The 24,455-nt window shown below is 68.9% G+C and carries 34 protein-coding genes; 30 read left to right on the forward strand and 4 right to left on the reverse strand.

Annotation, left to right across the window (positions count from 1 at the left end):
- The 28 genes from GXW78_RS15450 to rplQ all read left to right on the forward strand — a co-directional run.
- The coding region (locus GXW78_RS15450) for an EF-Tu C-terminal domain-related protein (protein WP_211869026.1) at nucleotides 1-85 on the forward strand (85 nt) is incomplete at its 5' end.
- Between the two features lie 28 nt (nucleotides 86-113).
- Nucleotides 114-422, forward strand: coding sequence for a 30S ribosomal protein S10 (gene rpsJ, locus GXW78_RS15455; RefSeq protein ID WP_137127378.1), 309 nt, complete (start codon nucleotides 114-116; stop codon nucleotides 420-422).
- Between the two features lie 20 nt (nucleotides 423-442).
- Entirely contained in the window at nucleotides 443-1,129 is a 687-nt protein-coding gene (gene rplC / locus GXW78_RS15460; RefSeq protein ID WP_211869735.1) for a 50S ribosomal protein L3, read from the forward strand.
- Nucleotides 1,130-1,140: 11 nt separating this feature from the next.
- The gene (rplD, locus tag GXW78_RS15465; protein WP_211869736.1) at nucleotides 1,141-1,761 is read left to right on the forward strand and encodes a 50S ribosomal protein L4; all 621 of its coding nucleotides are present in this window, start codon (nucleotides 1,141-1,143) and stop codon (nucleotides 1,759-1,761) included.
- Nucleotides 1,762-1,790: 29 nt separating this feature from the next.
- On the forward strand, nucleotides 1,791-2,087 hold the full coding sequence (locus GXW78_RS15470) for a 50S ribosomal protein L23 (protein WP_456307086.1): 297 nt from the start codon (nucleotides 1,791-1,793) through the stop codon (nucleotides 2,085-2,087).
- Nucleotides 2,088-2,090: 3 nt separating this feature from the next.
- Nucleotides 2,091-2,927, forward strand: a complete 837-nt coding sequence (rplB, locus tag GXW78_RS15475) for a 50S ribosomal protein L2 (protein WP_211869738.1) — start codon at nucleotides 2,091-2,093, stop codon at nucleotides 2,925-2,927.
- 5 nt (nucleotides 2,928-2,932) lie between these two features.
- Nucleotides 2,933-3,211, forward strand: coding sequence for a 30S ribosomal protein S19 (gene rpsS / locus GXW78_RS15480; RefSeq protein ID WP_211869739.1), 279 nt, complete (start codon nucleotides 2,933-2,935; stop codon nucleotides 3,209-3,211).
- A gap of 4 nt (nucleotides 3,212-3,215) precedes the next feature.
- Nucleotides 3,216-3,608 (forward strand): 50S ribosomal protein L22, encoded by a 393-nt coding sequence (rplV, locus tag GXW78_RS15485; RefSeq protein ID WP_211869740.1) that lies wholly within the window; start codon nucleotides 3,216-3,218, stop codon nucleotides 3,606-3,608.
- A gap of 1 nt (nucleotide 3,609) precedes the next feature.
- Entirely contained in the window at nucleotides 3,610-4,287 is a 678-nt protein-coding gene (rpsC, locus tag GXW78_RS15490; protein ID WP_211869741.1) for a 30S ribosomal protein S3, read from the forward strand.
- Between the two features lie 12 nt (nucleotides 4,288-4,299).
- Complete coding sequence (gene rplP / locus GXW78_RS15495; protein WP_211869742.1) at nucleotides 4,300-4,719, forward strand: 50S ribosomal protein L16; 420 nt, start codon at nucleotides 4,300-4,302, stop codon at nucleotides 4,717-4,719.
- Nucleotide 4,720: 1 nt separating this feature from the next.
- Nucleotides 4,721-4,936, forward strand: a complete 216-nt coding sequence (gene rpmC / locus GXW78_RS15500) for a 50S ribosomal protein L29 (RefSeq protein WP_211869743.1) — start codon at nucleotides 4,721-4,723, stop codon at nucleotides 4,934-4,936.
- A 16-nt stretch (nucleotides 4,937-4,952) separates the two neighbouring features.
- Nucleotides 4,953-5,234, forward strand: coding sequence for a 30S ribosomal protein S17 (gene rpsQ / locus GXW78_RS15505; RefSeq protein ID WP_211869744.1), 282 nt, complete (start codon nucleotides 4,953-4,955; stop codon nucleotides 5,232-5,234).
- 3 nt (nucleotides 5,235-5,237) lie between these two features.
- Nucleotides 5,238-5,606, forward strand: a complete 369-nt coding sequence (gene rplN, locus GXW78_RS15510; protein WP_211869745.1) for a 50S ribosomal protein L14 — start codon at nucleotides 5,238-5,240, stop codon at nucleotides 5,604-5,606.
- A 1-nt stretch (nucleotide 5,607) separates the two neighbouring features.
- Complete coding sequence (gene rplX, locus GXW78_RS15515; protein ID WP_211869746.1) at nucleotides 5,608-5,928, forward strand: 50S ribosomal protein L24; 321 nt, start codon at nucleotides 5,608-5,610, stop codon at nucleotides 5,926-5,928.
- The gene (gene rplE, locus GXW78_RS15520; RefSeq protein WP_211869747.1) at nucleotides 5,925-6,485 is read left to right on the forward strand and encodes a 50S ribosomal protein L5; all 561 of its coding nucleotides are present in this window, start codon (nucleotides 5,925-5,927) and stop codon (nucleotides 6,483-6,485) included. Before rplX ends, rplE begins: the two co-directional genes overlap by 4 nt.
- Before the next feature lie 55 nt (nucleotides 6,486-6,540).
- Entirely contained in the window at nucleotides 6,541-6,846 is a 306-nt protein-coding gene (rpsN, locus tag GXW78_RS15525; protein WP_211869748.1) for a 30S ribosomal protein S14, read from the forward strand.
- 13 nt (nucleotides 6,847-6,859) lie between these two features.
- Complete coding sequence (gene rpsH / locus GXW78_RS15530; RefSeq protein WP_211869749.1) at nucleotides 6,860-7,258, forward strand: 30S ribosomal protein S8; 399 nt, start codon at nucleotides 6,860-6,862, stop codon at nucleotides 7,256-7,258.
- 14 nt (nucleotides 7,259-7,272) lie between these two features.
- On the forward strand, nucleotides 7,273-7,806 hold the full coding sequence (gene rplF, locus GXW78_RS15535; protein WP_211869750.1) for a 50S ribosomal protein L6: 534 nt from the start codon (nucleotides 7,273-7,275) through the stop codon (nucleotides 7,804-7,806).
- A complete protein-coding gene (gene rplR, locus GXW78_RS15540; protein ID WP_211869751.1) occupies nucleotides 7,806-8,168 on the forward strand; it encodes a 50S ribosomal protein L18 in 363 nt (120 codons plus the stop codon). Before rplF ends, rplR begins: the two co-directional genes overlap by 1 nt.
- A 13-nt stretch (nucleotides 8,169-8,181) precedes the next feature.
- Nucleotides 8,182-8,811: a 30S ribosomal protein S5 gene (gene rpsE / locus GXW78_RS15545; RefSeq protein WP_211869752.1), complete on the forward strand. Its 630-nt coding sequence runs from the start codon at nucleotides 8,182-8,184 to the stop codon at nucleotides 8,809-8,811.
- Complete coding sequence (rpmD, locus tag GXW78_RS15550; RefSeq protein ID WP_211869753.1) at nucleotides 8,804-8,992, forward strand: 50S ribosomal protein L30; 189 nt, start codon at nucleotides 8,804-8,806, stop codon at nucleotides 8,990-8,992. Before rpsE ends, rpmD begins: the two co-directional genes overlap by 8 nt.
- Before the next feature lie 3 nt (nucleotides 8,993-8,995).
- Entirely contained in the window at nucleotides 8,996-9,493 is a 498-nt protein-coding gene (gene rplO / locus GXW78_RS15555) for a 50S ribosomal protein L15 (protein WP_211869754.1), read from the forward strand.
- Nucleotides 9,494-9,638: 145 nt separating this feature from the next.
- Nucleotides 9,639-11,000: a preprotein translocase subunit SecY gene (gene secY / locus GXW78_RS15560; RefSeq protein ID WP_211869755.1), complete on the forward strand. Its 1,362-nt coding sequence runs from the start codon at nucleotides 9,639-9,641 to the stop codon at nucleotides 10,998-11,000.
- Between the two features lie 16 nt (nucleotides 11,001-11,016).
- Nucleotides 11,017-11,670, forward strand: a complete 654-nt coding sequence (locus GXW78_RS15565; protein ID WP_211869880.1) for an adenylate kinase — start codon at nucleotides 11,017-11,019, stop codon at nucleotides 11,668-11,670.
- A gap of 147 nt (nucleotides 11,671-11,817) precedes the next feature.
- Entirely contained in the window at nucleotides 11,818-12,195 is a 378-nt protein-coding gene (rpsM, locus tag GXW78_RS15570; RefSeq protein ID WP_211869756.1) for a 30S ribosomal protein S13, read from the forward strand.
- Nucleotide 12,196: 1 nt separating this feature from the next.
- The gene (rpsK, locus tag GXW78_RS15575) at nucleotides 12,197-12,601 is read left to right on the forward strand and encodes a 30S ribosomal protein S11 (RefSeq protein WP_211869757.1); all 405 of its coding nucleotides are present in this window, start codon (nucleotides 12,197-12,199) and stop codon (nucleotides 12,599-12,601) included.
- Between the two features lie 46 nt (nucleotides 12,602-12,647).
- Nucleotides 12,648-13,661 (forward strand): DNA-directed RNA polymerase subunit alpha, encoded by a 1,014-nt coding sequence (locus tag GXW78_RS15580; RefSeq protein ID WP_211869758.1) that lies wholly within the window; start codon nucleotides 12,648-12,650, stop codon nucleotides 13,659-13,661.
- Between the two features lie 27 nt (nucleotides 13,662-13,688).
- Nucleotides 13,689-14,111: a 50S ribosomal protein L17 gene (gene rplQ, locus GXW78_RS15585; protein WP_211869759.1), complete on the forward strand. Its 423-nt coding sequence runs from the start codon at nucleotides 13,689-13,691 to the stop codon at nucleotides 14,109-14,111.
- Nucleotides 14,112-14,213: 102 nt separating this feature from the next.
- On the opposite strand, the gene GXW78_RS15590 is transcribed toward rplQ, so the two are convergent.
- Nucleotides 14,214-14,651: a hypothetical protein gene (locus tag GXW78_RS15590; protein ID WP_211869760.1), complete on the reverse strand. Its 438-nt coding sequence runs from the start codon at nucleotides 14,649-14,651 to the stop codon at nucleotides 14,214-14,216.
- Between the two features lie 349 nt (nucleotides 14,652-15,000).
- Between GXW78_RS15590 and GXW78_RS15595 the strand changes: the two genes are divergently transcribed.
- On the forward strand, nucleotides 15,001-15,987 hold the full coding sequence (locus GXW78_RS15595) for a cyclase family protein (RefSeq protein ID WP_211869761.1): 987 nt from the start codon (nucleotides 15,001-15,003) through the stop codon (nucleotides 15,985-15,987).
- A 248-nt stretch (nucleotides 15,988-16,235) separates the two neighbouring features.
- On the opposite strand, the gene GXW78_RS15600 is transcribed toward GXW78_RS15595, so the two are convergent.
- The 3 genes from GXW78_RS15600 to GXW78_RS15610 form a co-directional block, all read right to left on the reverse strand.
- A complete protein-coding gene (locus GXW78_RS15600) occupies nucleotides 16,236-16,751 on the reverse strand; it encodes a cupin domain-containing protein (protein WP_211869762.1) in 516 nt (171 codons plus the stop codon).
- Nucleotides 16,752-16,816: 65 nt separating this feature from the next.
- Nucleotides 16,817-19,603: an ATP-dependent DNA helicase gene (locus GXW78_RS15605; RefSeq protein ID WP_211869763.1), complete on the reverse strand. Its 2,787-nt coding sequence runs from the start codon at nucleotides 19,601-19,603 to the stop codon at nucleotides 16,817-16,819.
- 95 nt (nucleotides 19,604-19,698) lie between these two features.
- The gene (locus GXW78_RS15610; RefSeq protein WP_211869764.1) at nucleotides 19,699-22,650 is read right to left on the reverse strand and encodes an Rne/Rng family ribonuclease; all 2,952 of its coding nucleotides are present in this window, start codon (nucleotides 22,648-22,650) and stop codon (nucleotides 19,699-19,701) included.
- Between the two features lie 664 nt (nucleotides 22,651-23,314).
- Here GXW78_RS15610 and GXW78_RS15615 point away from each other — a divergent pair.
- Nucleotides 23,315-24,439 carry an N-acetylmuramoyl-L-alanine amidase family protein gene (locus GXW78_RS15615; RefSeq protein ID WP_211869765.1) on the forward strand — a complete coding sequence of 375 codons (1,125 nt, stop codon included), beginning with the start codon at nucleotides 23,315-23,317 and terminating at the stop codon, nucleotides 24,437-24,439.
- The last annotated feature ends 16 nt before the right edge of the window (nucleotides 24,440-24,455 follow it).

Here is a 24,455-nt window from a genome sequence, read left to right on the forward strand (position 1 = left end):
CGCGATGGACGAGGGGCTGCGCTTCGCCATCCGCGAAGGCGGCCGCACCGTCGGCGCCGGCGTCGTCGCGTCGATCACGAAGTAAGAACGGCAGGAACGCGGGTCCCAACACCATGGACAACCAAAACATCCGCATCCGCCTCAAGGCGTTCGATCACCGCGTGCTGGATGGCAGCACGCGGGAGATCGTGAACACCGCGAAGCGGACCGGTGCGCGCGTGCGGGGCCCGATCCCTCTGCCGACGCATATCGAGCGCTTCACCGTGAATCGCTCTCCGCATGTCGACAAGAAGTCGCGCGAGCAGTTCGAGATCCGGACTCATCGCCGGCTGCTCGACATCGTCGACCCCACCCCGCAGACCGTGGACGCGCTGATGAAGCTCGACCTCGCCGCGGGCGTGGACGTCGAAATCAAGATCTAAGGCCAGAGGGAAATAGAGCCATGGCCGCGAAGAAGGGCCGCACCGGCCTGATCGCGAAAAAGCTGGGCATGTCCCGGCTGTTCAACGAGGACGGTTCGACCGTTCCCGTGACGCTGCTCCATGTGGACCAGGTCCGCGTGGTGGCGCAGCGCACCCAGGAGAAGGACGGCTACGAGGCCGTCCAGCTCGGCATCGGCAAGGCGAAGCCCAAGAACGTCTCCAAGGCGAACAAGGGTCACTTCGCGAAGGCCGGCGTCGAGGCGCCGCAGAAGGTGGTCGAGTTCCGCGTCGGCACCGACGCGATGCTCGATGCCGGCGCCGTGCTGACCTCCGCGCATTTCGTGAAGGGCCAGAAGGTCGATGTCACCGGCGTGACGGTCGGCAAGGGCTTCGCCGGTGCGATGAAGCGCTGGAACTTCGCGGGTCTCGAGGCGTCTCACGGCGTGTCCGTCAGCCATCGTTCGCATGGTTCGACCGGCAACCGCCAGGATCCGGGCAAGACCTTCAAGAACAAGAAGATGGCCGGCCATCTCGGTGTCGAGCGCGTGACCACCCAGAACCTGGAAGTCGCCGCTGTCGATGCGGAGAAGGGCCTGCTGCTGATCAAGGGCGCCGTGCCCGGTTCGAAGGGTGGCTACGTGATGATCCGCGACGCTGAGAAGCGCGCGCGTCACGCCGACGCGCCGTTCCCCGCGGCCGTGGCCTGAGGACTGGTACGATGCAGGTCAACGTCATCACCCTCGACAACGCCGCCGCCGGCGAGATCGAGCTGCCGGAGGCGCTGTTCGGCGCCGCGCCGCGCGCCGACATCATGGCGCGCGTCGTGCACTGGCAGCTCGCGAAGCGCCGTGCCGGCACGCACAAGGCGAAGGGCATGGGCGAGGTCTCCGGGACCACGAAGAAGCCCTATCGCCAGAAGGGCACCGGCAATGCGCGCCAGGGCTCTCTGCGCGCCCCGCAGTACCGCAAGGGCGGCGTGGTGCATGGCCCGGTCGTGCGCGACCACGGCTACAGCCTGAACAAGAAGGTCCGTCGCCTGGGCCTGATCTCCGCGCTCAGCCAGAAGGCGGCCGAGGGCAAGCTCGTGGTGCTCGACACCGCGGCGCTGGCCGCCGACGCCAAGACCGGCGCCGTCGCGAAGCAGATCAAGGCGCTCGGCTGGACCAGCGCGCTGGTGGTGGACGCCGCGGCGGACGAGAACTTCGCCCGCGTCGTGCGCAACCTGCCGAAGGTGCAGGTGCTGCCGACGATCGGCGCGAATGTCTATGACATCCTCAACCACGACGTCCTCGCGGTCACCCGCGCCGGCGTCGAGGCGCTGAAGGAGCGGCTGGCATGAGCGACGCCCCGAAGCAGAAGCGCCCGGTCATCGGCCGGGAGCGCATGTACCAGACCATCCTGTCGCCGTTGGTGACGGAGAAGGCGACGCTGAACAACGAGCGCGGCCAGGTTACGTTCAAGGTCGCGATCGACGCGACCAAGCCGGAGATCAAGGCTGCCGTCGAGGGTCTGTTCGGCGTGCAGGTGCTTGCCGTCAACACCATCCTGGTGAAGGGCAAGTCGAAGACGTTCCGCGGCCGTCCCGGCCAGCGGTCCGACTGGAAGAAGGCGATGGTGCGCCTGGCCGAAGGCCAGAGCATCGACCTCACGACGGGGCTCGCGTAAGCCATGGCGTTGAAGAATTTCAATCCGGTCACGCCCTCTCTGCGCGGCACGATCCTCATCGATCGTTCCGAGCTGTGGAAAGGTGCGCCGGTCAAGGGCCTGACCGAGGGCAAGCATTCCTCGGGCGGGCGCAATCAGCACGGCCGCATCACCGTCCGCTTCCGTGGCGGCGGACACAAGCGCGCCTATCGCCTGGTCGACTTCAAGCGCCGGACCAAGTTCGGCGTGCCGGCGATCGTCGAGCGGCTGGAATACGACCCCAACCGCACGGCGTTCATCGCGCTGCTCAAGTACCAGGACGGCGAGCTCGCCTACATCCTGGCGCCGCAGCGCCTGAAGGCCGGCGACACGGTCGTTGCTGCCGAGAAGGCCGACGTGAAGCCGGGCAACGCCATGCCGATGGCCGCCATCCCGGTGGGCACGATCATCCACAACATCGAGCTGAAGCCCGGTGCCGGTGGTAAGCTGGCGCGTTCGGCTGGCACCTTCGCGCAGCTGGTCGGCAAGGACCAGGGCTATGCGCAGGTGAAGCTGCAGTCGGGTGAACTCCGCCTGATCCGGTCCGAATGCATGGCCTCGATCGGTGCGGTGTCCAACCCGGACAACAGCAACCAGGAACTGGGCAAGGCCGGCCGCAGCCGTTGGCTCGGCAGGAAGCCGCACCAGCGCGGCGTCGTGATGAACCCGGTTGACCACCCGCATGGCGGTGGTGAAGGCCGTACCTCGGGTGGCCGGCATCCGGTCACCCCGTGGGGCAAGCCCACGAAGGGTGCGAAGACCCGCAACAACAAGCGGTCCGACGGATTCATCGTCCGCCGCCGCAACGCGACGAAGGGCTGATCGCGATGTCGCGCAGCGTCTGGAAGGGGCCGTTCGTCGACGGCTACCTGCTCAACAAGGCCGAGGCGGCCCGTGCCTCCACGCGCAACGAGATCATCAAGATCTGGTCGCGCCGGAGCACGATCCTGCCGCAGTTCGTTGGCCTGACCTTCGGTGTCTACAACGGCAGGAAGTTCCTGCCGGTGCAGGTGTCGGAGAACATGGTCGGCCACAAGTTCGGCGAGTTCTCGCCGACGCGTACCTTCACGGGTCACGCGGCCGACAAGAAGGCGAAGCGGGGCTGATCCGATGAGCAAGCCGAAGCACCCCCGTACCCTCGAGGACAGCGAGGCCCAGGCTGTGACCTGGAACATCCGCGTCTCCCCGCGGAAGCTGAACCTCGTTGCCGGTCTGATCCGCGGCAAGCGGGCGCAGGATGCGGTCGCGCAGCTGACCTTCAGCAAGCGCCGCATCGCCGTGACTGTGAAGAAGACGCTCGAATCCGCGATCGCGAATGCCGAGAACAACCACAGCCTCGACGTCGACCGCCTGGTCGTGTCGAAGGCCGAGGTCGGCCGCGCGCAGGTGATGAAGCGCTTCCATGCCCGCGGCCGTGGCCGGTCCGCGCGCGTCGAGAAGTGGTTCAGCCACCTCAAGATCGTCGTGGCGGAACAGCAGCTCGCCGAGCAGGAGGCCGCGTAACATGGGCCACAAAGTCAATCCGATCGGGCTGCGGCTCGGCATCAATCGCACCTGGGACAGCCGGTGGTTCGCGGGTGCCGACTACGCGAAGCTCCTCCATGAGGACTTCAAGCTCCGCGAGAAGCTGCAGAAGCGCCTGAAGGGCGCGGGCGTTTCGCGCATCGTGATCGAACGTCCGGCGAAGAAGCCCCGCGTGACGATCCACGCTGCCCGCCCGGGCGTCGTGATCGGCAAGAAGGGCGCGGACATCGAGGTGCTGCGCAAGGATCTCATGAAGATGGCCGGTGCCGAGGTGGCGCTGAACATCGTCGAGATCCGCAAGCCCGAGATCGACGCGACGCTGGTCGCCGAGAACATCGCGCAGCAGCTCGAGCGCCGCGTGGCCTTCCGTCGCGCGATGAAGCGCGCCGTGCAGTCCGCCATGCGCCTCGGCGCCGGCGGCATTCGTATCAACTGCTCCGGTCGCCTGGGCGGGGCCGAGATCGCGCGCATGGAATGGTACCGCGAGGGCCGCGTGCCCCTGCATACCCTCCGCGCCGATATCGACTACGGCACGGCGACCGCGAAGACCACCTATGGCACCTGCGGTGTGAAGGTGTGGATCTTCAAGGGCGAGATCATGGCCCATGATCCGATGGCGCAGGACAAGCGCGCCGCGGAACAGGCGCCGCAGCGCTGAAGGTGAAGGACAATGCTGCAGCCTAAGCGCACCAAATTCCGCAAGGCCCATAAGGGCCGCATCCATGGCCTGGCCAAGGGCGGCTTCTCGCTGTCCTTCGGCGGGTTCGGCCTGAAGGCCCTCGAGCCGGAGCGCGTCACCGCGCGCCAGATCGAGGCCGCCCGTCGCGCGATCACCCGTGCGATGAAGCGTCAGGGCCGCGTGTGGATCCGCATCTTCCCGGACGTGCCGGTGTCGACCAAGCCGGCGGAAGTCCGCATGGGTTCCGGCAAGGGCGCCCCCGAATACTGGGTGGCGCGCGTGAAGCCGGGCCGTGTGATGTTCGAGATCGACGGCGTTCCGGTCGAGACGGCGCGTGAGGCGCTGTCCCTCGGCGCGGCGAAGCTGCCGATCAAGACCAAGTTCGTCACCCGTCTGGGTGCGGAGGCCTGATATGGCTGCAACCAAGATCGGCGATGTCCGCGCGAAGAGCGCGGATGAGCTGAACACCATGCTGCTCGACCTGCGCAAGGAGCAGTTCAACCTGCGTTTCCAGCGCGCGACCGGCCAGCTTGAGGCGCTTTCGCGCATCAAGCAGGTCCGCCGCGACATCGCGCGGGTGAAGACCATCATCGGCGAGCGTTCGCGCAGCGCCGCCACCACGGCCTGAGAGGAGACCAGCGGCAATGCCGAAGCGCGTCCTCACCGGGCGGGTCACCAGCGACAAGACGGACAAGACCATCACGGTCCTGGTCGAGCGTCGCGTCATGCACCCGCTCTACAAGAAGTTCATCCGGCGCTCGAAGAAGTACGCCGCGCATGACGATGCCAACCTGTGCAAGGAAGGTGACGTCGTGGCGATCGAGGAGTGCCGCCCGATCAGCAAGTCGAAGTCCTGGGTCGTGATCGAGCGCAACGGCGCCTCGGTCGACCGCCCGGCCTTCCTTGCCGTGGCGGCGGAGGCCTGATCCATGATCCAGGTCGAATCCAACCTCGAGGTTGCGGATAATTCCGGCGCGCGCCGCGTCCAGTGCATCAAGGTGCTGGGCGGCTCCAAGCGGAAGACCGCCGGCGTGGGCGACATCATCGTCGTCTCCGTGAAGGAAGCGATTCCCCGCGGCAAGGTGAAGAAGGGGACGGTGGAGCGCGCGGTGATCGTGCGCACCGCCTATCCGGTGCGCCGCGCCGACGGCACGGTGATCCGCTTCGACCGCAACGCGGCCGTGCTGATCAACAAGTCGAACGAGCCCATCGGGACCCGCATCTTCGGACCGGTCGTGCGCGAGCTGCGCGCGAAGAAGTTCATGAAGATCATCTCGCTGGCGCCGGAGGTGCTGTGACATGGCTGCGAAGATCCGCAAGGGCGATCGCGTCCAGGTCCTGACCGGCAAGGACAAGGGCCGGCAGGGTGAGGTGATCAAGGTTGAACCCACCGAGGGCCGCGCCCTCGTTCAGGGCATCAACATGGTGAAGCGGCACCAGAAGCCGCAGGGCATGGGCCGCCCCGGCGGCATCATTGAGAAGGAGGCGTCGATCGACCTCTCCAACCTCGCCCTGCTGGATCCGACGTCGGGCAAGCCGACGCGGGTCGGCTTTAAGGTGCTCGAGGACGGCAAGAAGGTCCGGGTGGCGAAGGCCTCCGGCGAGGTGCTCGACGCATGAGCGACGTGAACGAGCAGCCCCGGCTGCGCAAGCACTACGATGAGGTGATCCGCAAGGCTCTCGTCGAGGAATTCGGGTACAAGAACCCGATGGAAGTGCCGAAGCTCTCGAAGATCGTGATCAACATGGGCGTCGGCGAAGCCGCCGGCGACCAGAAGAAGCTCGACGCGGCTGTCGCCGAGCTGACGGTGATCGCGGGCCAGAAGCCGGTGAAGACCAAGGCGAAGAAGGCCATCGCGGGCTTCAAGATCCGCGAGGGCATGGCGATCGGCACGAAGGTGACGCTCCGCCAGCAGCGCATGTACGAGTTCCTCGACCGGCTCGTGACCATCGCCCTGCCGCGCCAGCGTGACTTCCGTGGCCTTCCGGGTAACAAGGGCTTCGATGGGCGGGGGAATTTCTCCCTTGGCCTGAAGGAGCAGATCGTGTTCCCCGAGATCAGCTACGACAAGGTGGACGCGATCCGCGGCATGGACATCGTCTTCGTCACGACGGCGAAGACGGACAAGGAAGCGAAGGCCCTGCTCAAGGCCTTCCAGCTTCCCTTCCAGAACTGATTTTTGGAAAACCGCCGGGGTGGCCCCCCGGCAGGTTCCGGAGGACCTAGACGGTATGGCCAAGACCTCGTCTGTCGAGAAGAACAAGCGCCGCGAGAAGCTTTCCAAGCTTCATGCACCGAAGCGCGCTGCCCTGAAGGCCGTGATCATGGATCGCGACCTGTCGGTGGAGGAGCGCTTCGAGGCGACTTTGAAGCTCGCGCAGTTTCCCCGCAACGGCGCGAAGAACCGCGTCCGTCTGCGCTGTGAAGTGACCGGCCGCCCCCGCGGCAACTACCGCAAGTTCAAGCTGTGCCGTAACCAGCTGCGGGACCTGGCCTCGAAGGGCCAGATCCCCGGTGTGGTGAAGGCGAGCTGGTAAGGAAGGACCGGCCATGTCCATGTCCGATCCGCTGGGTGATATGCTCACCCGCATCCGCAATGCCCAGTCGGCGCGCCAGTCGCGCTGCAAGGCCCCGGCGTCGAAGCTGCGCGAGAACGTGCTCGAGGTGCTGAAGCGCGAGGGTTACATCCGCGCCTGGCGCACCGAGGAAGTGCGTCCCGGCATCCGCTTCATCGACATCGAGCTGAAGTATTCGGAAGGCGAGCCCGCCATCAAGGAGATCATGCGCGTCTCCAAGCCGGGCCGGCGCGTCTATTCGAAGATCGCGGAGCTGCCGAAGTTCTACAACGGGCTCGGTACGTCGATCCTCTCCACGCCGCGCGGCGTGATGAGCGAGAATGAGGCCCGCGCCGCCAATGTCGGCGGCGAAGTCCTCTGCCGCGTGTTCTGACGGGAGCAACAGCAATGTCTCGCGTTGGGAAGTATCCTGTGCCGGTGCCGTCGGGCGTCACGCTCGCGATGGCCGGCCGCACGCTGACTGCCAAGGGCAAGCTCGGCGAGCTGAAGCTCGACCTCACGGACGACGTGGATGTCGAGATCAAGGGCAACGAGGTCGCGGTGTCGCCGCGCCGCACGGACCGCCGCGCGCGGACCATGTGGGGCACGACGCGCAGCCTGATCAACCAGATGGTGACGGGCGTCTCCACCGGCTTCGTGAAGGCCATGGAGATCAACGGCACCGGCTACCGCGCCGCGGTGCAGGGTTCCGATCTGGTGCTGAACCTCGGCTACAGTCACGAGATCCGCTATCCGATCCCCCAGGGGATCAAGATCACCTGCGAACGTCCGACCGCCATCAAGGTGGAAGGCTCGGACAAGCGCCAGGTCGGTCAGGTGGCCGCCGAGATCCGCGCGTATCGCGGCCCTGAGCCCTACAAGGGCAAGGGTGTCAGGTACGACAACGAGCAGATCCTCCGGAAGGAGGGTAAGAAGAAGTAATGGCCAGCAAGCTCGACCTCGAGGCGCGGCGCCGCCGCCGTCTCCGCTTCCAGCTCCGGCAGAAGTCCGGCGGGCGTGTGCGCCTGTCGGTGTTCCGCTCGGGGAAGCACATCTATGCGCAGGTCATCGACGACAAGCAGGGGCGCACGCTCGCCTCCGCCTCGACGATCGAAAAGACGATGCGCGAAGGGCTGAAGACCGGCGCCGACAAGGACGCCGCGACGGCGGTGGGCAAGCTGCTGGCCGAACGTGCGATCGCGGCCGGGGTGACGGAAGTCGTCTTCGACCGTGGTCCCTATCTCTACCATGGGCGCGTGAAGGCGCTCGCGGACGGCGCCCGCGAGGGCGGGCTGTCGTTCTGAGAGGCTGACACAGATGGCATATGCACCGAGGTCCGGTGGCGAAGGTGGCGGCGAGGGTGGGCGCGAGCGCCGTGGCCGTCGTCGCGACAGCAACGAGAACCGGCAGGAGCGTCAGGACGGCGACGAGCTGAAGGACAAGCTCGTCACCATCAACCGCGTCGCCAAGGTGGTGAAGGGTGGCCGTCGCTTCTCCTTCGCCGCACTGGTCGTGGTCGGCGACGAGAAGGGCCGCGTCGGCTGGGGCGCGGGCAAGGCGCGTGAGGTGCCGGAGGCGATCCGCAAGGCGACGGAACGTGCGAAGCGCACGATGATCCGCGTGCCGATGCGCGAGGGCCGCACCTTGCATCACGACGTGATCGGCGAGTTCGGCGCCGGCCGCGTCATCCTGCGCGCTGCCCCCGCGGGTACCGGCATCATCGCCGGCGGCCCGATGCGCGCGGTGTTCGAGACGCTGGGCATGGGCGACGTCGTCGCGAAGTGCACCGGCTCCGCGAACCCGCACAACATGGTGAAGGCCACCTTCGCGGCGCTGACGCGCTGTACTTCCCCGCGCGCCGTTGCGGCGCGTCGCGGGAAGAAGGTCGCCGACATGCTCGGCCAGAAGAAGGACGCCGCCGAGGCGACGGAGGCCACGAATGGCTGACGAGAAGAAGACCGTGAAGGTGACCCAGCTCGGGTCCCCGATCGGGCGCAAGCCGGGCCAGAAGGAGACCCTGATCGGTCTCGGCCTGAACAAGCGTCATCGTACGCGCGAACTGGAGGACACTCCGGCCGTGCGTGGCATGATCCGCAAGGTCGCGCACCTGGTGCGCGTCGAGGACTGAGCCATGAAGCTCAATGAAATCCGCGACAACGACGGCGCGCGGGCCAAGTTCAAGCGCATCGGGCGCGGCATCGGGTCCGGCAAGGGCAAGACGTCCGGCCGCGGCGTGAAGGGTCAGAAGGCGCGTACCGGCGTGTCGCTGAACGGGTTCGAGGGCGGTCAGCTCCCGATCTATCGGCGCGTGCCGAAGCGTGGCTTCGTGAACATCTTCCGCAAGGACTATGCGGTGCTGAACCTCGGTACGCTGGACGCGGCGATCGAAGCGGGCCGTCTGCCGGCCGGCCAGCCGATCGACGAGGCGGCGCTGCGCAGCGCCGGCGTCGTCCGCGCCTCGGCCAAGCTCGCGGGCGTGCGCCTGCTGGCGAAGGGCGAGATCAAGCGCGCCGTGACCCTGACGGTGACCGGCGCCTCGGCGGCCGCGATCGCGGCGGTGGAAGCGGCCGGCGGTTCGGTGACCGTGACGGCGCCCGCCGCCCCGGCCACGGACGCCGCGTCCGAGTGACCCCTTGTCCCTGACCGGCCGGCTGGCTAGGTCAGGGTCCGGATCTTCGCTGCGGCGCGCGGGGGAACCTGTGCGCCGCAGTGTCTTGTACGGGTTGGCTTGAGTCCCGGCGCAGCGCCGGCGCGACTCCAGGAGGACAGGCGGCATGGCGTCGGCAGCCGAGCAGGCGATGTCGAACCTCAATTTCGGGGTTCTGGCGAAGGCGACCGAGCTCAAGAAGCGCATCTGGTTCACCCTGGGCGCGCTGATCGTCTATCGCATCGGCACCTATATCCCGGTCCCTGGCGTCGATGCCGCGGTGATGGGGGAGATCCTGGCCCAGCATGGCGGCGGGATCCTCGGCATGTTCGACATGTTCACGGGTGGTGCGCTGGGGCGCATGACCGTCTTCGCGCTGAACATCATGCCCTACATCAGCGCCTCCATCATCGTGCAGTTGATGACGGCCGCCATCCCGGCGTGGGAAACGCTGAAGAAGGAAGGCGAGGCGGGGCGCAAGAAGCTCAACCAGTACACCCGTTACCTCACGGTGCTGATCGCGATCTTCCAGGCCTGGGGCATCGCGATCGGGCTCGAATCGATGCGCGGACAGTTCGGCGCAGCCGTCTATGATCCAGGCATGTTCTTCCGCCTGTCATGCGTCATCACGCTGGTCGGCGGAACCATGTTCCTGATGTGGCTGGGTGAGCAGATCACCGCGCGTGGCGTGGGCAACGGCATCAGCCTGATCATCTTCGCGGGCATCGTGGCGAACCTGCCCTCGGCGCTCATCAGCACTCTCGAACTCGGCCGCACGGGCGCCCTGTCGACCGTGTTCATCATTTTCTTCCTGATTGCCGCACTGGCCATCATCGCGTTCGTCGTCTTCGTCGAGCGCGCGCAGCGCCGCATTCCGGTGCAGTATCCCAAGCGCCAGGTCGGCAACCGCATGTTCAGCGGGGAAGCCACGCATTTGCCGCTGAAGCTGAACACGGCGGGCGTCATCCCGGTGATCTTCGCATCGTCCCTGCTGCTGCTGCCGGCCACGGTGGCGGGGTTCTCGACCGATCCGACGCAGGAGGGCTGGCTCCAGACCATCAGCGCCGCCCTGGCGCATGGCCAGCCGCTCTATATGGCGCTGTACATGGCGCTGATCGTCTTCTTCGCCTTCTTCTACACGGCGGTCGTGTTCAATCCGACCGAGACGGCGGACAACCTGAAGAAGTATGGCGGCTTCATCCCCGGCATCCGTCCCGGGCAGAACACCGCGGACTATCTCGACCGGGTGCTGACCAGGCTGACCGTCGTCGGCGCCATCTATCTCTGCATCGTCTGCATCATCCCGGAGATCCTGATCAGCCACTACGGCGTGCCCTTCTATTTCGGCGGCACTTCCCTGCTGATCATTGTCTCTGTCACCATGGACACGGTGGCGCAGGTGCAGTCGCATCTCTTCGCCCACCAGTACGAAGGCCTGATCAAGAAGGCCAGGCTGGGTGGGCGCGGCGGCATGCCGCGACCGCGCTGAGCGAGGGGAAGAGCGAATGAATCTGATCCTGCTGGGCCCGCCGGGGGCGGGGAAGGGCACGCAGGCCAAGCGGCTTGAAGACCAGTACGGGATTGCCCAAATCTCGACCGGCGACATGCTGCGCGCCGAAGTGAAGTCGGGCAGCGAGATCGGCCGGAAGGCCCGCGCGATCATGGAGCGTGGAGAACTCGTCCCGGACGACGTCATCACCGCGATGCTTGCCGCCAGGGTCTCCCGCCCGGATGCCGCCAAGGGCTTCATCCTGGATGGCTTCCCGCGGACCGAGCCGCAGGCGGGCGCGCTGGACCGGATGCTGACCGATAAGGGGCTCCGGCTCGACCATGTGATTGAGCTGAAGGTGGATGACGGGGCCCTGGTCGAACGAATCGCCGGGCGCTTCACCTGCGCCACTTGCGGCGCGGGGTACCACGATACCTTCAAGCCCACGGCGAAGCCGGGGGTCTGCGATGTCTGTGGCGGGACCGAGTTCACCCGCCGCGCGGACGACAAGGCGGAGACGGTGGCGGCGAGGCTTGAGGCCTATCATCGCCAGACGGCGCCGCTGCTGCCCTATTACGACGCCCAGGGAAAGCTGCGCGGCGTGGATGGGATGGCTTCGATGGACGAGGTCGCGAGCCAGATTGGTGCGATCCTGTCCGGAAAGACTTGACGAGGGGGGTGGGCGAGGCTAGATCGCCCCCTCCCGCGGCGGGGCTATCCCCGGCCGCCGATCGTCTTTGCATGGACTTGTTCACTGCGCCGGAGGGGCCCCCGCCCCGCACGGCGGTATTCGGGGCACGGCCCCAGGAGAGGCACTGTGGCGCGCATCGCCGGCGTGAACATCCCGACCAATAAGCGGGTGCTCATTTCGCTCCGTTACATCTTCGGCATCGGGCCGCAGAACGCGAAGGATATCTGTGGCAAGCTCGGCATCCCCGATGAACGTCGGGTGAACCAGCTCACGGATGACGAAGTCCTGAGGATCCGCGAGCTCATCGATCGCGATTATCGCGTCGAGGGCGACCTGCGGCGTGAACAGGCGATGAATATCAAGCGGCTGATGGATCTCGGCTGCTATCGTGGCCTGCGCCACCGCAAGGGCCTTCCGGTCCGCGGCCAGCGCACCCACACGAACGCCCGCACCCGCAAGGGCAAGGCCGTGGCGATCGCCGGCAAGAAGAAGGTGACGAAGTAAGATGGCCCGCGAACCCCGCGGCGGTGCCCGCGGCCCCGTCAAGCGCAAGGAACGGAAGAACATCAGCTCGGGCGTCGCCCATGTGCTGGCGTCCTTCAACAACACCATCGTGACCATCACGGACGCCCAGGGCAACGCGATTGCCTGGTCGTCCTCCGGCTCCCAGGGCTTCAAGGGCAGCCGGAAGTCCACGCCGTATGCCGCGCAGGTCGCGGCCGAGGACGCGGGCCGCAAGGCGCGCGAGCACGGCATGGAGACGCTCGAGATCATGGTGTCCGGCCCCGGCTCGGGCCGCGAATCGGCGCTGCGCGCCCTTCAGGCGGTGGGCTTCTACGTCACGGCCATCAAGGACGTGACGCCCATCCCGCACAACGGCTGCCGGCCGCGGAAGCGTCGTCGCGTCTGATTTGACGCGCCGCTGAGCTGTCCCGGGTCGCCGAAGGAGAGAAAGAGTGCTCGAGAGGAATTGGCGTTCGCTGATCGAGACGCAGAAGTCCGTCGAAATGGGGGCGGACCCGCTGCGCACGGCGACCGTCGTGCTGGAGCCGCTGGAGCGCGGCTTCGGCATGACGCTGGGCAACGCGCTGCGGCGCGTGCTGCTGTCGTCGCTGCAGGGCGCGTCCGTCACCGCCATCCGCATCGACGGCGTGCTGCATGAATTCAGCAGCATCCAGGGCGTGCGCGAGGACGTGACGGACATCGTCCTGAACGTGAAGCAGCTCGCCATTCGCATGCAGGGCGAAGGCCCGAAGCGCCTGGCGCTGACCGCGACCGGCCCGGGCGAGGTCACCGCCGGCCAGATCCAGACCAGCGGCGACATCGAGATCGCGAATCCGGAACTCGTGCTCTGCACGCTGGATGACGGCGCGAAGCTCGCGATGGAGCTGACGGTCGACATCGGCAAGGGCTACGTCCCCGCCGCCGACAACCGCCCCGAGGACGCGCCGATCGGCCTGATCCCGATCGATGCCATCTATTCCCCGGTGCGCCGTGTCGCCTATCGCGTGGAACCGACCCGCGTCGGCCAGCGTACGGACTTCGACAAGCTGATCCTGACGGTCGAGACGGATGGCACGCTGGCCCCCGAGGATGCCGTGGGCGTCGCCGCCCGCATCCTGCAGGAGCAGCTGCAGATCCTGATCAACTTCGACGAGCCGCGCGCGCGCGTTGAGGAGGAGGTCCATGACGACCTGCCCTTCAACCGCAACCTGCTGCGCAAGGTCGATGAGCTGGAACTGTCGGTCCGCAGCGCGAACTGCCTGAAGAACGACAACATCGTCTATATCGGCGATCTGGTTCAGAAGACCGAGCAGGAGATGCTCCGCACCCCGAATTTCGGGCGCAAGTCGCTGAACGAGATCAAGGAAGTGCTCGCCTCGATGGGCCTCGGCCTCGGTATGACTGTCACCGGTTGGCCGCCCGAGAACATCGAGGAACTCGCGAAGAAGGTCGAGGAGCCCTTCTGAGGGCTGCCCGGGTAAGGATACACCACCATGCGTCACGGAATGGCCGGGCGTAAGCTCAGCGTCACCTCGTCCCACCGCGTTGCGATGTTCCGCAACATGGCGACCTCGCTGCTGAAGCACGAGCAGATCACCACCACCTTGCCGAAGGCCAAGGAGCTGCGCCCGTACGTCGAGCGCATCATCACCCTCGGCAAGCGCGGCGGCCTGCATGCCCGCCGCCAGGCGCTGGCGCAGATCCGCGACGAGAAGATCGTCGCGAAGCTCTTCACTGAGATCGCCGACCGCTACAAGACGCGGCAGGGCGGCTATTGCCGGGTGCTGAAGGCCGGCGTGCGCTACGGCGATGCCGCGACCATGGCGGTGATCGAGCTGGTGGACCGCAATGTCGAGGCGAAGGGCCAGGACAGCGGCCCGAAGCCGGAAGTGGCCGAGGACGCGACCGAGGCCTGACCTCAGCGGTCGGTAACGGAATGCGAAGGGCGGATGGGCAACCATCCGCCCTTTTGCGCGGAACGGAGCATGCGGCGTGGGCGCAAGCCGACGCAGGATGCGCTACCGGCCGCCCATGGCCTCAGCCAAGGCCGGGATGAACTCGGCCACGCCGGACCGCAGTCCTTCCGGCCAGGAGCGAGGGTCCGGGGGGACGGAGAGCCGGACGCTACCCGCCTCGGTCAGCAGCATGAAAACGCGCTCGTCATGGACGTCGAAGGCGAGGAAGACGCCGCCCTCGCGGCACCCGCCCTGCGGCCGGCAGCCGAAGCCGTAGACGTAGCGGTCGTCGGCGAGCGCGACCGGCGGACCGGGATCCCGCACCCGGGCCGCGACGGCTGTCCGGTGCCCGCCACTGTTGAAGCGCAGCACTGTGGTCATTTCGGGCCGCTGCGCCAGCGCGAGCACGGGCTGGCCGATGACCGCCGTGATGCTCTCCTGCGCCGTGAGGGGTGCCGCGAGCAACGATACGATGGCGGCCGCCAGGCCGATGCGGGTCAAGATCCTCTCCCCTCCAGAAACTCGGCGCGGATAACCTTGGCGCGGAGCAGCGTCGTCATCTGGCTGGTGCCGGCGAATCGGGTGAGGTCGGCAGACATGCTGCTCATCGCGATTGTGCCCCACCGGTGAAGCCGCGCCCGGACCCGTCCTCTGCCGACCTTGCGGCAAGCGCCCGCTGCAGCCACGCCGCAGGAGCGGGGTTGGTGATACGGCCGTGGCGGCCACCAGTGCGGCGGCGAATGGTCATCGGCAGCGCCTCCTCTGCTTTGTGGCGCCGACCTGTGCTGGCTGGGGGAGCCAGCGTCAAGCCGCATGGCGTCCGGCGCCGGGCCATAGCAGGATGCGTGGCATGACCGAACCGCCGCGCTATGACGATCTGCCCCGTCCATCCGACGATCCGACCGGCCTACCTTTGTCCTGGGGCGTGTGGGGGGCGAACGACCAGGTCGGCACGCTGAACCGCATCACCGAGGCGACCGTGGCCGCCGCGCGGGAGGAGATCCGCACCGGCCGCCGTTTCAACCTCAACCTGCCGCTGGACGAGCCCTTCGGCCTGACGCTGGAGGGCGCCCATCGCCGCCGGGCCGCGCCAAGCCCCGTAATGGTCAAGGAAGAACATCCGGGTCGGGTCACCCGTGACGACCGGCTCGATGGCTTCTGGCTGCAGGCCAGCACGCAGTGGGATGGCCTGTCGCATTTCGCCGATCCGACCCACGGCTTCTACAACAACGCGCCGCTGTCCTCGATCGTGCATGGGGCGGACAGCCGCAACGGCATCGACAAGGCGCTGGCGCACGGCATCGCCGGGCGCTGCGTGTTGGCGGACCTCGCCCGGCACTTCGAACGATCCGGCCGCGACTGGACGCCAATGGGCGGGAAACGCGCCACGGCCGAGGACGTCGCCGCCTGCCTCGACGCGCAAGGTGTGTCGCTGCGGCCGGGTGACATTCTACAGGTGCGAACGGGCTGGCTCGAAGCCTTCCGGGCCGCGCCGGACGCCGCCGCGCGTCATTGGCTGATCCAGGGCGAGAATGGCGCCCGCGACTATTCCGGCCTGGACGGCAATGAGCCGATGTGGCGCTTCCTGTGGGATGCCGGCGTCGCTGCCGTCGCCGCCGACAACCCGACCGTCGAGGTCTGGCCGATCTTCCCCTGGAAGCCGGCGCTGCATCTCGCGATCGCGCGGCTCGGCCTGTGCCTGGGTGAGTTCTTCGACTTCGAGGCGCTGGCCGCGGATAGCGCGGCAAACAGGCGCTACACGGCGTTCATGACCGCGGCGCCGTTGAACCTGCGGGGCGGCATCGGCTCGCCGGGGAATGCTCTGGCGATCCGATAGGTCAGTTCCACTGGCGCGGGCCTCGGTCGGCCAGAGGCTGAAGCATCATCAGGAGCCAACACCAGGCTTCCGAACGGGTTCGCGGAACCAAAAGTGGCGTTGAACACGACGCCCAAAGCTCTGCACGGACCGCGCTTGCCCCTTTGGTCCAACTGCTGTGCCAAGCCCCAAGGTCGAGGTTTCCAAAGGCCTTTCGGCCTTTGGCGGGGTGAGGTTTGGAGAGGGGCGGCGCCCCTCTCCGATGCGCCCTACGCCGCCGCCGCATCCACTGCCTGATACGGCAGCCGCGTCACCCGCTCCATGTTCACCCCCTCGATCCGCAGCAGCCTTGTCGGCCCGTCGCGGCGCGGTGAGTGCAGGATACCCGGCTCGTACAGATAGGCATCGCCCGGCTTCATCGCGTAGTCCTTGATGCGCTTCGCCTTGCCGGGTGTGCTCTCCGTCGGCCGGGCGAGGCATTCCCAGTCGGTCATGATCGTCTCGCCGGCCGCCTGGCCGTAGATGGCCCATGACGGTCCATGGTCGTGCGGCGCCGACGTCTTGGCGTCGTGATAGACGTGGGCCAGCACGGTGAAGCCGAGTTCTGGATCCTCGTAGAGAACCTGACGCTCAGGCGTCTTGTCATTGATGTGGGCGGTGACGAAGGCAGTGTCCTTCAGCGCCTCGCTCACCAGGTCGCAGACTATGATGCGGCCTTCCAGGCCGGGATGGCTCTTGAGGGCCGCCCGCGCGCGGGCCACGAAATCGTCGAGCGTCATGGGCATGGAATTTCTCCTCCCGCCAGAAACAGGAGCCGAAGATGCTCCCACAAGCGCCGCGGCGGAAGGGGCTATGGTTCCGCGAGGAAGTTGCGCGTCTCCGTGACCGCCTGGGCCAGGCCCAGCCGGCGGATCAGCACACCCGGCGCCAGCCCGTGCAGCAGCCGGGATGGCGCCGACCGATCGAGCAGCACGAAGACCCCCTTGTCGTCCGCGCGGCGGATCAGGCGCCCGAAGGCCTGGCGCAGCCGGTGCCGGGCGACGCGGTCGTCGTAGTCCTTCGGCCGGCCACCTGAGAGGTGCAGCCGCCGTTCGCGATGCAGGATGGTCGGCCGCGGCCAGGGAACGCGGTCGAACACCAGCAGTCGCAGGGCGCGGCCCGGCACGTCGACGCCGTCGCGCATGGCATCGGTGCCCAGCAGGCAGGCATGTTCCTCGGCGCGGAACACGTCGACCAGCGTGGCATTGTCCATGGCGTCGACATGCTGGGCGTAGAGCGGGATGTCGGCCTGTTCCAGCGGTCCCGCGATCCGCGCCTGCACGTCCCGCAGCCGGCGGATCGCCGTGAACAGGCCGAGCCCGCCGCCGCCGGCCGCGAGGAACAATGCCTGGAAGGCAGCGGCGACCTGCCCGGCATTCTCCCGCGCGACATCGGTGACGACGAGGCAACGCGTGCGGGACGCATAGTCGAAGGGCGACGGCATCGCCGCGCGGATCGCCGGCGTGGGAAGGTGGGACGCGCCGGTGCGCGCCTCGGCCTCGCGCCAGGTCGCCTCGGGATCGTCATCCTCGGACTCGCCCTCGTCGCGCAGCGTGGCGGAGGTGATCAGCAGCCCATGCGCCGGTGCCGCCACGGCGCGCGCGAAGGGTTCGGTGGGGTCGAGATGGTGGCGGTGCATCCCTGCATCGGTATCCGCCCCGCCGCGCCGTTCCAGGCTGAGCCAATCCACGAAAGCCGGCCGCTGCCCGGGCTCGGGCGGGTCGGCCTGGATGGTGGCGAGCATCTGCCCCCAGGCGCGCAGCGGCCGCAGCGCCCGGTTGTCGAGCGCGCGGCAGGCGGCCTCGATGCGGATGCGATCACCGACCTCGATCTCCTCGGCCTCGTCCTCCAGCCGCGCGGCCAGGCGATCGCGCAGCACCACCAGCGGTTCCTCCAACCTGCGCAGCGCGCGGCCGAGGCCCTCCGCCGCGTCTGGCAGGTCAGCCGTGACGGGGAACAGGTCGCATTCGGAATCGTAGAGGCCAGCGTCGCGCGCGTCCTGGGTGCGGGCCAGCACCTGCTCGCGCGCGGCACGAAGGAAGACCTCGCCGGCATTCGGCGTCTCGTCCGGCCGCGCGCTGCCGCCGCCAGGAAGGCGGGACGGCCAGCCGGGCAGGGGCAGGGCGCGCGCCGCCATCAGCGCGGCGTCGAGCTGGGCGTTCAGCTCCGGCCGGTCGCCGATCAGTTCCTCCAACCTGCGCCGCAGGCCGCGGGCCCGCGACCGGCCGCCCTCGGCGCCGAGCAGCCAGCGCCGCAGCTCAGCCATCTCCGCGCCGGTCAGATCGGCGGAGAAGGCGGAATCCGCCGCATCGAACAGATGATGCCCTTCATCGAAGACCAGGCGCAGCGGCGGGCCGTCCTCCCCGCCGCCGAGCGCCGCCTGCACCATCACCAGCGCGTGGTTGGCGATGACGATCTGCGCCGATTTCGCGCGGCGGATCGAATGCTCCACGAAGCAGGTCTTGTAGTGCGGGCAGGCCGAATGGATGCATTCGCCGCGCCGGTCGGCGAGCGGCAGCACGGCCGCCGACCCGAACAACTCGGCGATCCAGCCGGGGAAATCGCCGCCAACAAGATCCCCGTCACGCGTCGCGAGCGCCCAGCGTGCGACGAGCCCCAGCGCCACCGCCCAGTAGGGCGGCGGTCCACCCGCGGTCTGGTCGTCCAGGTTCAGCAGGCACAGGTAGTTCTCCCGCCCCTTGCGCAGTACGACGCGGCGGCGGCGCTGCTCGGGGTCGGGGAACAGCCGCGCCGTCTCCTGGTCGATCTGACGCTGCAGGTTGCGGGTGAAGGTCGAGATCCAGACCGGCGCGCCGTTCTTCTCCGCCCAGACGCTGGCCGGAGCGATGTAGCCGAGTGTCTTGCCCGTGCCGGTACCAGCCTCCGCCAACACCAGGGCAGGGGCGCCGGGGTGTTCGCGCGGCGCGAAGGCGCCGGCGGCGGCCGAGGCATAGTCGGCCTGCTGTGGCCGCTGCTCCGCGCCGGCGCCGAGTATTTCCGCAAGCCGCCGCCGCGCCTCCGCGGGCTCCACGGGGAAGGAGGCAGCGGGCGGGGCAGGCGCCGTGTCCTCCCATTCCGGCAGGCGGCGCCAGACCTTGTAGGCATTGGCGCTGGCCTTCGCGGCCGGGTCGCCGAGGGCTGCGAGCACCGACGGCGCCCAGGCCCAGCCCGCTTCCCCCATGCGCGCGGCGAGGCCCGCGGCGTCGCGGTTGCGCGGCAGGTCCCGCGCGTCGGCCAGGTCACGCAGCAACCGTGTCGCGATCTCCGGCAACAGCGCGGCGGCCGCTTCGTCATCGGTCGGCTGCGGCAGGTCGAGTGCCAGGGCCAAGCCGCGCGGTGTCGGCGCGCAGGACTCCGCCGGATGGCAGAAGGCGAAGAGTTCGAGCAGGTCGTGCGCGGCCTCGAACCCTGGAATGCCGAGGCGCCGGGCGGTCGCGGGGGCGTGCACCAGCATCGGCGCGGTGCCCCGCAGCCGCGCCGCCGCGGCATCCGCCGGCAGGGTCTCGATCTCCCCATCCGGCGTCACCAGCACGGCCCGGCCGAGGCCGGCGACGATGGCGGGCACGTCGGGCAGCAGCAGTCGCGGAGCGGAGGCCATGGCGCAGGGTGGACCGGCGCGCGCCGTCAGGGGCGGCGGCCGTCCGGCTCAGGCATCAACCAGCCAGGCCGGACGGCGTCGCGACCGGAAGCGCGTCAGCGGCGCCACCATCCCTGGCGCTTCGGCCGATCTGCCTCCGTGCCGGCGCCGAGGACGACCGGCTGGACAGGCGCACCGACGGTTGGCTCGGCCGGACCGGCAGGCTCTGGTGCCACGACCGGCTCCGGCTCGGCGGCCGCTTCCGCCATCGCCAACGGCGCCTCGGCGGTCGGCTCGGCGACGACCGGCTCGGCGACGACCGGCACTTCGATCGGCGCTTCGGCGACTGGCTCCGCCGCGATGGCCGCTTCCATGACGACCGGTACTTCCGCCACAGACGCATCGGCGGCGGGGGCGTCGGCGGCCTCCGGTGCCGGGGCGGCCGTACGGCTCGCCCGCGCGGCGGAGGCCGCGCGCTCGGCGGCCGCCTCTGCCGCTTCCATCACGTCGAAAATGTCGTCGATCTGCCCGGCGAAGGGATCGGCGGGCGTCGGGCCGGCATAGCGCGCCGCACGCGGGGCTGGGGCCGCTGCCGGTGCCGCAGCCGGCGCGGCATCCTCGCCTTCCTCCGCCGGTGGGATCAGCTCCGGCGTCGCGCCATCCTCGCGCCGGCGGCGGCCGCCACGGCGCCCGCGACGGCGGCGGCTGTCAGCCTTGGCTTCCGCATCGCCATCTGCCTCGGCGGCAGCGGCCTCCGCGCTCGCCTCAGAAGCGGGCTCGGCCGCCTCGGCAGCCTCGGCAGATTCCGCACCCTCGGCCTCGGCCTCACCCTCGGTGTCGCCCTCCGATGCAGCCTCCTCGCCGGGCGCGGCCTCGCGGCCATCCTCCCGGCGACCGCCACGGCGGCGGCGGCGGCGGCGGCGGCGGCGATCGGCATCCTCGCCGCTCTCCTCGGCGCGGTGCGGCGCGGCCTCAGCCTCCTCGGCCGCCTCGGTCTCCTCGGCTTCCTCGCCTTCCTCCTCGGCCTCGACCGGCTCGGGTGCGTAGTCCATGCGCAGGGCGGAAGGGGCGGCGGAAATGGCGGCCGGCTCGGCCGCGCGGAGGCGCTCGATCTTCAGCGCCGGGCCCTTCAGCTCGTCATCCGGCTCGAACAGCACCGACATGCCGAAGCGCGCCTCGATCTCGGCGAGCTTGTCGCGCTTGCGGTTCAGCAGCCACAGCGCGACGGAGGAGCAGACATGGACGCAGATCTCGGCGGCGCGGCGCTTCGCCCCTTCCTCCTCGATCGCCCGCAGCACCTGCATGGCGCTGCTGTCCACCGACCGCACCGTGCCGCGCCCCTGGCAATGCGGGCAGGGAACGAAGGTCTGTTCGGCGATGGAAGGCCGCAGCCGTTGGCGCGACATCTCCAGCAGGCCGAAATGGCTGATGCGGCCGACCTGGATCCGCGCGCGGTCGTGCTTCAGTGCCTCCTTCAGCCGGCGCTCGACCATCCCGTCATGCTTGGACGACTCCATGTCGATGAAGTCGATGACGATGAGGCCGGCGAGGTCGCGCAGCCGCAGCTGCCGCGCGATCTCGTCCGACGCTTCGAGGTTCGTGCGCAGCGCGGTGTCCTCGATGTGCCGATCGCGCGTCGCGCGGCCGGAGTTCACATCGATGGCGACCAGCGCCTCGGTCTGGTTGATGACGATGTAGCCGCCGGACTTCAGCTGCACGACCGGCGAGTGCATCGCGTCGAGCTGCGCATCGACATTGTGCCGCGCGAACAGCGGCACCGCCTCGCGATGCATGCGGATGCGGCCGGAATTCGCCGGCATCAGCATGCGCATGAACTCGCGCGCCTGGCTGTAGGCGTCGTCGCCCTCGACCACCACCTCGTCGATGTCGCGGCCATAGACGTCGCGGATCGACCGTTTGATGAGGTCCGCTTCCTCATAGATCAGCGCCGGCGCGGTGGAGGCGAGCGTGCGCTCGCGGATGCTGTCCCATAGCCGCAGCAGGTATTCGCAGTCGCGCCGGATCTCCGGCTTCGGGCGCTGCGCGCCGGCCGTGCGGACGATCAGCGACATGCCGTCGGGCAGGCTCATCTCCTCCAGCACCTCGCGCAGCCGCTTGCGGTCCGCGGCCGAGGTGATCTTGCGGGAGACGCCGCCGCCACGCGGGGAATTCGGCATCAGCACGGAGAAGCGCCCGGCCAGCGAGATGTAGCTGGTCAGCGCGGCACCCTTGCCGCCGCGTTCCTCCTTGACGACCTGCACCAGCATGATCTGCCGGCGCTTGATCACTTCCTGGATCTTGTAGTGGCGTAGGAAGCGCGGCGGGATCCGGCGCTCGCGGCGGTCCTCCTCGGCATCGGCTTCGGCCGGCAGGTCCTCGCCACCGATCGTCTCCGGCGGGGGCGCGTCCTCGGCGGGGAGGGATTCGACGCGGCTGATCTCCTCGGCCGCACCGTCCGTTTCCATCTCGCCCGCTACGGCCTCCACCGCGACCGCGACCGCGTCTGCGGCGACGATGACGGTTGCGGCGGATTCCGTGGCGCTTTCCGTCGCGGCGTCGGCCGGCGGTTCGATCGGCAGCCCCGCATCCGGTGTGCCGGTGATGCGGTCATCAGCCATGTCGAGCGGCTGGGCGACCGCGGAGGCCTCGGCGGGGGTACCCTCGGCTGCGGCCGCTGGTGCCTCCTCGCCATTGGTCCAGGTCTCGGTGGCCTCACCGTTCCAGTCGGCGCGGTCCATCGCCGATTCCGGCGGCAGGTCGTCCTCGTCCTCGGCGCGGGCTTCCTCGGCCTGCATTTCAATCAGGCGCTGCCGGTCGGCGATCGGAATCTGGTAGTAGTCGGGATGGATCTCGCCGAAGGCGAGGAAACCGTGGCGGTTGCCGCCGTACTCGACGAAGGCGGCCTGGAGGCTCGGTTCGACCCTCACCACCTTGGCCAGGTAGATGTTGCCCTTCAGGGGGCGGCGGGTGGCGGTCTCGAGGTCGAATTCCTCGACGCGGTTGCCGTCCAGCACCACCACCCTTGTCTCTTCAGGGTGGGATGCATCGATCAGCATGCGCTTGGTCATGGGCGTCGGTGCTCCGCGCCGCGGCGGGGCCGGCGGCGCAACGAAATGGCGGGGCCCGGACGAGGATGAATTCGCGGCGCTGCGTCCCTTGGCATGCGGCGGCGACAATCCTCGCTCGGTGGACCACGCACCGCGCAGCAAGGCGGTACGGGCCCGGGGTGGGCGCGCCTGGTCTCTGCCCCGGTAACCCTTGAACGGCCGCGCAAGCGCGGTGGTCCCAGGCACGGGCGGGCCGGCGACGCTGTGCGGCGGTCCGATTGCCGGCTGGGGGCAGGCGGACCATGCGCGCACCCGTCTCCGCGCAGACGGATCCAGGGGCAGGGCACCCGGCTGAACCACGGAAGGCGCGGGGGGCATGATTGCCGCCCCGGCTCCAGGCCGGGTCCCCATCCGTCCGCCTCGGCACCGCGCCCGGCCTTGAGCCCTCGGGTCGCGCGCCGGGCGAACCTGCCCGGGGAATCCGCCCGCAGCGTTTGCCGCCGGGGCAGGGCACCATAATCGCGACGGCGCGTTGTCACAAGGCGCCGTTGCGGCGGGGCAGGGCGTCCGGGCAGCCGTGGCGCAAGATCATACGGCACTTCAATTAAGGCGTGGCAAGCCGTGGAAAGCCTTGGCATATTGCGCGGCGGCCCGGGGGGTTCGGGCCGCATGGGGAGCTGCCTCGATGTCACGCTTCGGCCGACGTCCCCTGTTGGGGCTCGGCCTGTTCGCCACTCTCGCCATGCCGGCGCTTGCGCAGGCCGGAACACTGTCGGGCGCCGCCCTGTCGGTCGTAAGCGGCCGGGCGCGGCTGACCCTGATGGTGGCCGGCGCCCAGCGCTGGTCGATCCGGCCGCAATCCGATCCGTCGCGGCTGGTCATCGCGCTGCCGGAAGCGATCTGGCGCGGCAGCACGACGCTGCGCGGCGCCGGTCCCGTCCGCGCCGGGCGGTTCGTGGCGGCCGACAACCTGCTGGTCCTCGACCTCGCCACGCCGGCGCTGCCCACCGCGGGCCCGGCGCGGGAGGGGCGGATCGTCATCGACATCGCCCGCGTGACACCGGCCAGGTTCCAGGCCGCCGCCGGCGCGGGGCGGGACGTGCTGGCGGGAACGGCGCGCACATCGGCCACGCTGCCCCTCGTCGTGCTCGATCCCGGCCATGGCGGGCGCGACCCGGGCGCCATCGGCGTCAGCGGCACGCAGGAAAAGCGCATCGTCCTCGCCGCCGCGCTGGAACTGAAGCGCCGCCTGGAACAGGCGCGGACCTGCCGCGTGGTGCTGACGCGCTCGCGCGACGTCTTCGTACCGCTGGCCGACCGCGTCGAGATTGCCCGCCGTCGCGAGGCCGCGCTGTTCCTCTCCCTGCATGCGGATTCCGCCCCCGGCGCCCGGGGCGCCTCGGTCTACACGCTCTCGGACACCGCCTCGGATGCGATGAGTGCGGCGCTCGCCCAGCGCGAAAACCGTGCCGACCTCGCCGGTGGTCTGCGTCTGCCCTCCGTCAGCCCCGAGGTGCAACGCATCCTGATCAGCCTGATGCGGCAGGAGACGCGCGCGGGGTCGAACCGCATCGCGCGGCTCGCGGTGCAGGAATTGGGGGAGGAGGTGCGGCTCCTGCCCAACACCCATCGGGAAGCCTCCTTCGTCGTGTTGAAGGCGCCTGAGATCCCCTCCGCCTTGATCGAATTGGGCTTCCTGTCGGACCCGCGCGATGAGGCAGCGCTGCAGCGCCGCGACCACCGTGCGCGGCTCTCGGTGGCCCTGTCGCGGGCGGTGAAGCAGTGGCTCGATTCGACGCCGACAGGGTGACGAGACGGCGGCGCCG

Source organism: Neoroseomonas terrae (assembly GCF_018129025.1).
In the GTDB taxonomy this organism is placed as follows: Bacteria; Pseudomonadota; Alphaproteobacteria; order Acetobacterales; family Acetobacteraceae; genus Neoroseomonas; species Neoroseomonas terrae.

What these genes read in the sequence shown, in the direction of transcription:
- rplX (WP_211869746.1), top strand. Translation starts at nt 5,608, where the DNA reads ATGGCTGCGAAGATCCGCAAGGGCGATCGCGTCCAGGTCCTGACCGGC.
- rpmD (WP_211869753.1), top strand. Translation starts at nt 8,804, where the DNA reads ATGGCTGACGAGAAGAAGACCGTGAAGGTGACCCAGCTCGGGTCCCCG.
- rpsJ (WP_137127378.1), top strand. Translation starts at nt 114, where the DNA reads ATGGACAACCAAAACATCCGCATCCGCCTCAAGGCGTTCGATCACCGC.
- rplO (WP_211869754.1), top strand. Translation starts at nt 8,996, where the DNA reads ATGAAGCTCAATGAAATCCGCGACAACGACGGCGCGCGGGCCAAGTTC.
- rplF (WP_211869750.1), top strand. Translation starts at nt 7,273, where the DNA reads ATGTCTCGCGTTGGGAAGTATCCTGTGCCGGTGCCGTCGGGCGTCACG.
- rplR (WP_211869751.1), top strand. Translation starts at nt 7,806, where the DNA reads ATGGCCAGCAAGCTCGACCTCGAGGCGCGGCGCCGCCGCCGTCTCCGC.
- rplV (WP_211869740.1), top strand. Translation starts at nt 3,216, where the DNA reads ATGAGCAAGCCGAAGCACCCCCGTACCCTCGAGGACAGCGAGGCCCAG.
- GXW78_RS15565 (WP_211869880.1), top strand. Translation starts at nt 11,017, where the DNA reads ATGAATCTGATCCTGCTGGGCCCGCCGGGGGCGGGGAAGGGCACGCAG.
- rpsS (WP_211869739.1), top strand. Translation starts at nt 2,933, where the DNA reads ATGTCGCGCAGCGTCTGGAAGGGGCCGTTCGTCGACGGCTACCTGCTC.
- rpsQ (WP_211869744.1), top strand. Translation starts at nt 4,953, where the DNA reads ATGCCGAAGCGCGTCCTCACCGGGCGGGTCACCAGCGACAAGACGGAC.
- rplD (WP_211869736.1), top strand. Translation starts at nt 1,141, where the DNA reads ATGCAGGTCAACGTCATCACCCTCGACAACGCCGCCGCCGGCGAGATC.
- GXW78_RS15600 (WP_211869762.1), bottom strand. Translation starts at nt 16,751, where the DNA reads ATGCCCATGACGCTCGACGATTTCGTGGCCCGCGCGCGGGCGGCCCTC.
- rpsN (WP_211869748.1), top strand. Translation starts at nt 6,541, where the DNA reads ATGGCCAAGACCTCGTCTGTCGAGAAGAACAAGCGCCGCGAGAAGCTT.
- rpmC (WP_211869743.1), top strand. Translation starts at nt 4,721, where the DNA reads ATGGCTGCAACCAAGATCGGCGATGTCCGCGCGAAGAGCGCGGATGAG.
- rpsH (WP_211869749.1), top strand. Translation starts at nt 6,860, where the DNA reads ATGTCCATGTCCGATCCGCTGGGTGATATGCTCACCCGCATCCGCAAT.
- rplC (WP_211869735.1), top strand. Translation starts at nt 443, where the DNA reads ATGGCCGCGAAGAAGGGCCGCACCGGCCTGATCGCGAAAAAGCTGGGC.
- GXW78_RS15595 (WP_211869761.1), top strand. Translation starts at nt 15,001, where the DNA reads ATGACCGAACCGCCGCGCTATGACGATCTGCCCCGTCCATCCGACGAT.
- rpsK (WP_211869757.1), top strand. Translation starts at nt 12,197, where the DNA reads ATGGCCCGCGAACCCCGCGGCGGTGCCCGCGGCCCCGTCAAGCGCAAG.
- rplB (WP_211869738.1), top strand. Translation starts at nt 2,091, where the DNA reads ATGGCGTTGAAGAATTTCAATCCGGTCACGCCCTCTCTGCGCGGCACG.
- secY (WP_211869755.1), top strand. Translation starts at nt 9,639, where the DNA reads ATGGCGTCGGCAGCCGAGCAGGCGATGTCGAACCTCAATTTCGGGGTT.
- rplE (WP_211869747.1), top strand. Translation starts at nt 5,925, where the DNA reads ATGAGCGACGTGAACGAGCAGCCCCGGCTGCGCAAGCACTACGATGAG.
- GXW78_RS15605 (WP_211869763.1), bottom strand. Translation starts at nt 19,603, where the DNA reads ATGGCCTCCGCTCCGCGACTGCTGCTGCCCGACGTGCCCGCCATCGTC.
- rplP (WP_211869742.1), top strand. Translation starts at nt 4,300, where the DNA reads ATGCTGCAGCCTAAGCGCACCAAATTCCGCAAGGCCCATAAGGGCCGC.
- GXW78_RS15610 (WP_211869764.1), bottom strand. Translation starts at nt 22,650, where the DNA reads ATGACCAAGCGCATGCTGATCGATGCATCCCACCCTGAAGAGACAAGG.
- rpsE (WP_211869752.1), top strand. Translation starts at nt 8,182, where the DNA reads ATGGCATATGCACCGAGGTCCGGTGGCGAAGGTGGCGGCGAGGGTGGG.
- rplN (WP_211869745.1), top strand. Translation starts at nt 5,238, where the DNA reads ATGATCCAGGTCGAATCCAACCTCGAGGTTGCGGATAATTCCGGCGCG.
- GXW78_RS15615 (WP_211869765.1), top strand. Translation starts at nt 23,315, where the DNA reads ATGTCACGCTTCGGCCGACGTCCCCTGTTGGGGCTCGGCCTGTTCGCC.
- rplQ (WP_211869759.1), top strand. Translation starts at nt 13,689, where the DNA reads ATGCGTCACGGAATGGCCGGGCGTAAGCTCAGCGTCACCTCGTCCCAC.
- rpsC (WP_211869741.1), top strand. Translation starts at nt 3,610, where the DNA reads ATGGGCCACAAAGTCAATCCGATCGGGCTGCGGCTCGGCATCAATCGC.